This is a genomic window from Thioclava sp. F28-4 (assembly GCF_002020045.1).
Taxonomy (GTDB): domain Bacteria; phylum Pseudomonadota; class Alphaproteobacteria; order Rhodobacterales; family Rhodobacteraceae; genus Thioclava; species Thioclava sediminum.
In genome coordinates, this window is record NZ_MPZQ01000004.1 from 346,802 (window position 1) to 354,167 (window position 7,366).

A 7,366-nucleotide genomic window follows, 5' to 3' on the forward strand; every position below is an offset into this window, starting at 1 on the left:
GAGACCGATGAAATACCAATCCCAATCCGTGGCGAAAGCCTATTTCTACTGCGCGATGCTGCTGTTCGGCGTGCAGGTTCTGGGCGGGCTTCTGGCCGGCTGGATCTATGTCTCGCCCAACACGCTCTCCGAGGTCCTGCCCTTCAACGTGATCCGGATGATCCACACCAATGCGCTGATCGTCTGGCTGCTGCTGGGCTTCTTCGGCGCGGCCTATTTCCTCGTGCCCGAGGAAAGCGAGCGCGAGATCTTCTCGGTCAAGCTCGCCTATCTGCAACTCGCGATCCTGATGATCGGGACGCTGGGCGCGGTCGGCTCCTATCTTGTCGGAATCCATGGCGGGCGCGAGTTCCTCGAACAGCCCCTCTGGGTAAAGTTCGGCATTCTCGTCGCCGCCGTGATCTTCCTGATCAACATCTCGCTGACGGTACTCGCGGGGCGCAAGACCGCGATCACCAACGTGCTGCTGATGGGTCTGTGGCTGCTGTGCCTGCTGTGGATCTTCGCCTTCATCAACCCCGACAACCTGTCGCTCGACAAGATGTATTGGTGGATGGTCGTCCACCTCTGGGTCGAGGCGACCTGGGAGCTGGTAATGGCCGCGATTCTCGGTTTCCTGATGCTCAAGCTCACGGGCGTCGACCGCGAGGTGGTCGAGAAATGGCTCTATGTCATCGTCGCCACCGCGCTGTTCTCCGGCATCCTCGGGACCGGGCACCACTTCTACTGGATCGGCACGCCGGGCTACTGGCAATGGGTGGGCTCGATCTTCTCGACCTTCGAGGTGATCCCGTTCTTCCTGATGATGTCCTTCGCCTTCGTGATGGTCTGGAAGGGCCGCAAGAACCACCCCAACAAGGCAGCACTCCTGTGGTCGCTGGGCTCGTCGACCGTGGCCTTCTTCGGCGCGGGCGTCTGGGGCTTCCTGCACACGCTTCACGGGGTGAACTTCTACAGCCACGGCACGCAGATCACCGCCGCGCACGGGCACCTCGCCTTCTACGGGGCCTATGTGGCGCTCAACCTCGCGGTCTTCACCTATGCGATGCCGATGCTGCGCGGGCGCGATCCCTACAACCAGGTGCTCAACATGGGCGCATTCTGGCTGATGACCGGCGGCATGGCCTTCATGACCTTCGTGCTGACCTTCGCAGGCACGATCCAGACCCACATGCAACGGGTCGTGGGCGACTACTACATGGATGTGCAGGACAGCCTGTCGATCTTCTACCTGATGCGCTTCGGCGCGGGGCTGGCGGTCGTGCTCGGGGCGCTTCTCTTCATCTACTCGCTCGTCGTGGTGCGTCGGCGTGAAGTCATCGCACCCGGTCCCGCAACCCCCGTGGCAGGAGAATGACGATGTCCCTCGACATGACCAACGACCGCATCCCCTACTACCACCCCACCGGTCGCGAATGCGCCCTGTTCGAGCGCGCCCATGACAACGGTTTGCCCCTTCTTCTGAAGGGGCCGACCGGTTGCGGCAAAACCCGCTTCGTGGAGCATATGGCGGCGCGGCTGAACAAGCCGGTCTACACCGTCGCCTGCCATGACGACCTGTCGGCGGCGGACCTGATCGGGCGCTACCTGCTGAAGGGCGGCGAGACCGAATGGGTCGACGGGCCGCTCACCCGCGCCGTGCGCGAAGGGGCGATCTGCTATCTCGACGAGGTGGTGGAGGCGCGCAAGGACGTGACCGTGGTGCTGCACCCGCTCACCGACTCGCGCCGCCGCCTTATCATCGACCGCACCGGCGAAGAGCTGGTGGCCCCCGAAGGCTTCATGCTCGTGGCCTCCTACAACCCGGGCTATCAGAGCGTGCTCAAGCGGCTCAAACCCTCGACCCGGCAGCGGTTCCTGTCGATCGCCTTCGACTTCCCCGAACCCGAGGCGGAGACGCGCGTGATCACCGCCGAGACCGGCCTGCCGGTCGCGCAGGTGGTGCCGCTGGTGCGCCTCGCCGGGCATATCCGCAAGCTCTCTGGCATGGATCTCGAGGAAGGCGTCTCGACCCGGCTTCTGGTCTATGCCGCGCGGCTGATCGGCGCGGGCATCGCGATCGAAGAGGCGCTGGAGACCGCCGTGGTCCAGGCGCTCAGCGACGAGCCGGACGTGCAGCAGGCGCTGCGCGACCTGATCGCCACGATCTACGGCTGAGGAGCACACCATGAGACTGATGGACCTGATGGAGCCCGAGGAAACCGTAGGCGAGATCTGGCACGATCTGGCCAAGGATATCGGTCAGGACGATCGCCATCCCGACGCCGCGGTCGCGCTGGCCGCATTGCGCCCCTCGCTCGCGCTGTTGCTGCGCGCGCTTGGCGGCGGTGCGGATGTCGAGATCGTCGAGGCCCCGGTCACGCCGGTCCGTCACCGCCAACCCGTCCGGCGCCGCCTTGGCGCCGGGCGCGAGACCGAGCGGGTCGCCCGCTTCGACGGCGCGCGGCTGCGCCTGCCGCCGGTGATGGACGTTTTTCCCCGGTCTGATCTCAACCGTGCCGCCTATTTCTGGCTGACCGCGCTGGCGGCGCTCAGCCGCGACGCGATGCCCGAACTGCCCGACGAGACCGACGGTCCGGCGATGGATTGCGCGCAGATCCGTGCCAATGCGCAGGCCTGCGATCTGGCCTATCGCCGCTGCATAGGGCTGCGCGCGCCCTACCGCGAGATGGCGGCGCTCACCCTCGCAGGTCGCCGCAGATTGTCGCGCCCGGCGGCCGAGGCCGCGCTGGAAGCGGCGCTCTGCGACCAGCTTTCCGCCGATGGCACCTCTGCCTCGCTGCCCGAGACTGCGGAGGGCGCACGTGGTTACATGCCGCTCGCCCCGGTGCCGATCTGGCTGCGCTTTGCTCCGAACACCGCAGGCCGCAGCGCCGCCTCGGAAGAGGCCGATGCCCCCGCCACTGCCCCGACCGCGCTGGCCAGCACGCAGCGCAAGCATAGCGAGCGCCGCGAGCTCGATCAGGCGCGCCGCCGCGACAGCTTCATCATCCACCGTTTCGAGTCGATCCTGTCCTGGGTCGAGGCACTCAACGTCAATCGCTCGGTCGACGACGATGACGAGGACAACGCCGCGAAGGCCGCCGAGGATCAGGACCAGATCACGCTGACCCGCCACGACCGCAAGGCTGCGACGCGGCTGCGGCTGCATCTCGACCTCTCGCCCGCCGAGGCGGAGCACGAGGCGTTGGCGGGCGAGCATGTCTATCCCGAATGGAACCACCGCAGCCGCGCCTATATGGAGGGCCACTGCCGGGTGCTCGACGCGCCCGCCCGGCCCGAGGCCAAGCAGAGCTTCCGCGCCGATCCGCGCTATATCCGCGCCGTGCGCCGCCAGTTCGAGGCGCTGCAACCGCGCCGCATCCTGCGCCCGCGCCAGATCGACGGGACCGAGCTGGATCTCGACGCCGTCATCGCCAGCCGCGCCGATCTCGCCGCGACCGGGCGGGGCAGCGACCGGATGTGGCAAAGCCTGCGCAAGGTCGAACGCGACCTCGCCGTGGCGTTTCTGATCGACACCTCGCGCTCCACCGAGGCCGCGATCGGCGAAAGCTGCGTGATCGATATCGCGCGCGAGGCGATGTCCGCGCTGGCCGAGGGGCTGGATGCGGCGGGCGACCGGTTCGCGATCTGGGGCTTCTCGTCACTGAAGCGCGACCGGGTGTTCCTGACGCGGGTGAAAGGCTTCGAAGCCCAGATGGCGCCGCCGATCCACGCCAATATCGCGGCGCTGCGCCCGGGCCATTACACGCGGCTCGGCGCCGCGATCCGCCACGTCTCGGCGCAGCTCGCGCAGGAGAGCGCCAGCCGCAAGCTGCTGATCGTGCTGACCGACGGCAAGCCCAACGATCTGGACCACTACGAAGGCCAGCACGGCATCGAGGACAGCCACATGGCCGTGCGCGAAGCCCGCCGCGCGGGCCAGAGCCTGCACGGCGTCATCATCGACGAGGACGGGCAGGACTGGTTCGCACGGATATTCGGGCGCGGCGGCTTCACACTGTTGCCCCGGCCCGAACGGCTGCTGCGCGCCCTGCCCGACATCTACCGCTCGCTCACACAGGAGACCTGACATGCGCAAACTGACCCTTCTTCTCGCCCTCGCCCCGCTCATCGCACAGGCGGCAAGCTTCGATCGCCCGATCCCGCAGGCGCAATCGGCCACCGCCGAGTTCTGGTTCGCGCTGGCGGCGCTCGCGCTCGTCGCGGCACTGGCGGTGGTGGCGCGGGTGGTCGCCCGGCGATGAGCGCGCGCTGGTCCCCCGCCCGGATCGCGCTGCTGCTCTACCCGTTCGGCTGGGGCGCCTTCGCGGTCAACGTGTTCTTCGCCTCGCTCATCGGATCGTGGGTCGGGCTGCCGGTCGCGACTCCGGTCGTCTCGCTGGGTCTGGGCGCGGTGGTCGCCGTGCCTGCGACCTACGCCTTCGCATGTCACATCCGGCGGCTGATGGACGCCGCCGAGAGCTAAAAGGAGCCGATCATGGCCATGTCTTCCGCAGAACAGATGCGCCGCTGGCAGGGCCCGGCGCTGCTGTCGGGCGGCTTTCGTCCGTTCTTCTTCTTCGGCGCTGTCTGGGCCGCGCTGGCGATGGCGCTCTGGGTGCCGGCACTGACTGGGCTGATCGAGTTACCGACGCGGCTCGACCCGGTCAGCTGGCACGCGCATGCGTTCCTCTTTGGCTATCTCGGCGCGGCGATCGCGGGCTTTCTGCTGACGGCGGTGCCGAACTGGACCGGACGACTGCCGGTCGTGGGTTGGCCGCTCCTTGGCCTCTTCACGCTCTGGGCGCTCGGGCGGCTGGGGTTGCTGGTCTCGGCGCATCTGCCTTTCGCACTGGTCGCGAGCGTCGATCTCGCCTTCCCACTCGCGCTTGGCGGCGTCGTGCTGCGTGAGATCGTGGCAGGGAAGAACTGGCGCAACCTGCCGGTTCTGGGATTGCTGAGCATCTTCACCCTCGCCGACCTTCTGTTCCTGATCGAGGCGGCACGCGGCGGCTATGCGGCAGCGGGTATCGGGATGCGGCTCGGCCTTGCCGCCGTGCTGATGATGGTCGCGCTGATCGGCGGGCGGATCATCCCCTCCTTCACGCGCAACTGGCTGGTCAAGGAGAACCATCCGGCGCGCCCCGCCCCGCCGATGCAACGCTTCGACAAAATCGCGATGGTCGCTGCGGGCGCGGCGCTGCTGGCTTGGGTTGCGCTGCCCGAGGCGCAACTGACTGCGGCGCTTCTGCTGGCGAACGGCGCGCTCCATCTCGCGCGGCTCTGGCGCTGGAAAGGCGGGCTGACGCTGCGCGCGCCGATCCTTTTCGTGCTGCATCTCGCCTATGTCTGCCTGCCGCTCGGGGCGCTGGTGCTTGGGTTCGCGATCCTGTTCCCCGCCGCTCTCACTCCGGCCACCGCCCTGCATCTGTGGACGGCAGGCGCGCTTGGTGGGATGACGCTCGCAGTGATGAGCCGTGCCTCGCTCGGCCATACCGGTCGCCCGCTGGAGGCCAACGCCGGAACCGTCGCGGTCTATGCCGCCCTCTTCGTCGCGATGATCGCGCGGCTCCTCGCGGGATGGCTCGGCGTGAGCGCGCTTTATTCGGTCTCCGGCGTGGCTTGGTGCGCGGCTTTCCTCGGCTTCGCGATCCTCTATGCTCCGGTGCTGTGGCAACCCAGACGGAGGGCGCAATGATGTGGCTGGCTTATGGCGGAGTGTTCGCGGCCTTCCTTGCGACCCATTCGATCCCGACGCGCCCGACGGTGAAGGCGCGACTGGTGGCGGCGTTCGGATCGGCAGGCTTCGGGCTTGGCTATTCGCTGCTATCCACGGCGATGCTGCTGATCCTGATCCGCGCCGCCGCATGGCCGGACCCGATCTACCTGTGGCCCACCACCCTTTGGGCGATGGAGGCGACGCGGGCCGGGATGGCGCTGGTTTGCATCTGGTTTGCCGTCGCGCTCGGCCACCCGAACCCGTTCTCCTTCGGCGGCAGTCGTCGCAAGGAGTTCGACCCCGACCGCCCCGGCCTCGTGCGCCTCACGCGCCACCCGATGCTGCTTGGCCTCGCGAGCTGGGCGGGGTTGCACCTTCTGCCGAACGGCGATCTGGCGCATGTGCTGCTGTTCGGCGCACTTGGCGGCTTCGCCCTGCTCGGGATGCGACTGATCGACCGCAAGCGCCGCCGGGAGATGGGGCCGGAGGTCTGGACCCAGACGCTGCGCCGGACGAAACCGGCGCCTCCCTTCGCGGGCCTCACGCTGGCCGATCTCGGCAGAGCTGCGCTTGGCCTCGTGGCCTACTTGGCGCTGCTGCATCTGCATGAATATTTCGCAGGGGTCGCCTTGGTGTAGCGGGCGCGCGTTTCGAAAGTCTCGAGGATGTTCGAAAAGGCTGACACGCGACACCAGTTTCCATGACGGAAAGCAGACGTTCGCTGTTTATTGAACGAATGTCTGCTTAGGGCCGTATGTGACGAATTTGGTAAAGCCTATCGCCGGATGTTCACCGTCGTCCGCTGCACAGTAGACTTACCAACTCTCAAGTAAGCAGACAGCAATCATGGCTTTTCACGCAATCTCGCCGAAGAGTTAAGAGATCTGTAACGGAACAGGTTTGAAATGACCCAGCCGAGCCGTCCAACAGGCGACCTAACTTTGCTTAGCGCTCACCGAGAGTCTCGCGATGAGATACTGGGTGGAGAGCCGTTGATCAAAGGCACGCGGATCACTTGCCGATCTGTGCTTGGCAGGCTTAGCGACGGCGATACCTTGGATGATCTCTGTGAAGAGCAACCCTCGATTCCAAGAGAAGCATTCGAGGGCGCTGCTACCTACGCCCGCACCCACCCCGTGGGGAATCCTCCGACGGCAGACCTTGACGACGATGAGCCAGAAGTGTGCCCGACAGAGTTACAGGCAAATCTGCTCCTTTTCGGTAATGGCAAATTCGCGTACCGGATTTGGCCTCTTTCACCAACCAACGCCCCGTGAGCCAGCGTTTCACGACTGAGAACACAAGTGAGGGCACATACAATGCTTCGGAGGGAAGGCAGCAGGAGCCTCCTTCAGAAACGTAGCCCAAGCAGTAGGTAGCTGCGACAGGGCGAAATGGCCGGTTTGAGGCCGACAGCATCTCCAGTGAGCTGTGCCTCCGCGGCAATGGTGACCAAGCGATCTTGATTTCAGGCGTTCTCGGAATTGGCACGAAAAATGATCTCGGAATCGGAGCCGCCGAGTTTCCCAGTTTCAAAAATTTGCTAAGAATATGGGCTGGTTTTTCTTTCCATCAAAACAGGAAAAGCTAGGGTCAGGATTCATAACCAGTAGATGACGAGAGCCGCTAGGGCGATGGCGGAGAGGAAGACCTTCGGAGATCGGT

The 7,366-nt window shown here is 65.8% G+C and carries 8 protein-coding genes; all 8 read left to right on the top strand.

The window, feature by feature from the left end; translation table 11 throughout:
* Positions 1-7: 7 nt before the first annotated feature.
* The 8 genes from BMI87_RS11750 (at position 8) to BMI87_RS23020 (ending at position 6,978) form a co-directional block, all read left to right on the top strand.
* Positions 8-1,357, top strand: a complete 1,350-nt coding sequence (locus tag BMI87_RS11750) for a cbb3-type cytochrome c oxidase subunit I (protein WP_078521626.1) — start codon at positions 8-10, stop codon at positions 1,355-1,357.
* Entirely contained in the window at positions 1,354-2,157 is an 804-nt protein-coding gene (locus BMI87_RS11755; RefSeq protein ID WP_371326881.1) for a CbbQ/NirQ/NorQ/GpvN family protein, read from the top strand. Before BMI87_RS11750 ends, BMI87_RS11755 begins: the two co-directional genes overlap by 4 nt.
* A gap of 10 nt (positions 2,158-2,167) precedes the next feature.
* Entirely contained in the window at positions 2,168-4,072 is a 1,905-nt protein-coding gene (locus tag BMI87_RS11760) for a nitric oxide reductase activation protein NorD (RefSeq protein ID WP_078521630.1), read from the top strand.
* Between the two features lies 1 nt (position 4,073).
* Complete coding sequence (locus tag BMI87_RS11765) at positions 4,074-4,247, top strand: protein NnrT (protein ID WP_078521632.1); 174 nt, start codon at positions 4,074-4,076, stop codon at positions 4,245-4,247.
* Complete coding sequence (locus BMI87_RS11770; protein WP_078521634.1) at positions 4,244-4,468, top strand: NnrT protein; 225 nt, start codon at positions 4,244-4,246, stop codon at positions 4,466-4,468. The genes BMI87_RS11765 and BMI87_RS11770 overlap by 4 nt, the downstream gene beginning before the upstream one ends.
* Positions 4,469-4,480: 12 nt before the next feature.
* Positions 4,481-5,680 (top strand): NnrS family protein, encoded by a 1,200-nt coding sequence (locus BMI87_RS11775; RefSeq protein ID WP_078521636.1) that lies wholly within the window; start codon positions 4,481-4,483, stop codon positions 5,678-5,680.
* Positions 5,677-6,339 (top strand): NnrU family protein, encoded by a 663-nt coding sequence (locus tag BMI87_RS11780; protein ID WP_078521645.1) that lies wholly within the window; start codon positions 5,677-5,679, stop codon positions 6,337-6,339. The genes BMI87_RS11775 and BMI87_RS11780 overlap by 4 nt, the downstream gene beginning before the upstream one ends.
* A 267-nt stretch (positions 6,340-6,606) precedes the next feature.
* Entirely contained in the window at positions 6,607-6,978 is a 372-nt protein-coding gene (locus BMI87_RS23020) for a DUF433 domain-containing protein (RefSeq protein ID WP_078521647.1), read from the top strand.
* Positions 6,979-7,366 lie beyond the last annotated feature (388 nt).

Bases quoted from the DNA above. Each gene is read 5' to 3' on its own strand.
- BMI87_RS11770 (WP_078521634.1), top strand. From the start codon at position 4,244: ATGAGCGCGCGCTGGTCCCCCGCCCGGATCGCGCTGCTGCTCTACCCG.
- BMI87_RS11775 (WP_078521636.1), top strand. From the start codon at position 4,481: ATGGCCATGTCTTCCGCAGAACAGATGCGCCGCTGGCAGGGCCCGGCG.
- BMI87_RS11765 (WP_078521632.1), top strand. From the start codon at position 4,074: ATGCGCAAACTGACCCTTCTTCTCGCCCTCGCCCCGCTCATCGCACAG.
- BMI87_RS11750 (WP_078521626.1), top strand. From the start codon at position 8: ATGAAATACCAATCCCAATCCGTGGCGAAAGCCTATTTCTACTGCGCG.
- BMI87_RS11755 (WP_371326881.1), top strand. From the start codon at position 1,354: ATGACGATGTCCCTCGACATGACCAACGACCGCATCCCCTACTACCAC.
- BMI87_RS11760 (WP_078521630.1), top strand. From the start codon at position 2,168: ATGAGACTGATGGACCTGATGGAGCCCGAGGAAACCGTAGGCGAGATC.
- BMI87_RS23020 (WP_078521647.1), top strand. From the start codon at position 6,607: ATGACCCAGCCGAGCCGTCCAACAGGCGACCTAACTTTGCTTAGCGCT.
- BMI87_RS11780 (WP_078521645.1), top strand. From the start codon at position 5,677: ATGATGTGGCTGGCTTATGGCGGAGTGTTCGCGGCCTTCCTTGCGACC.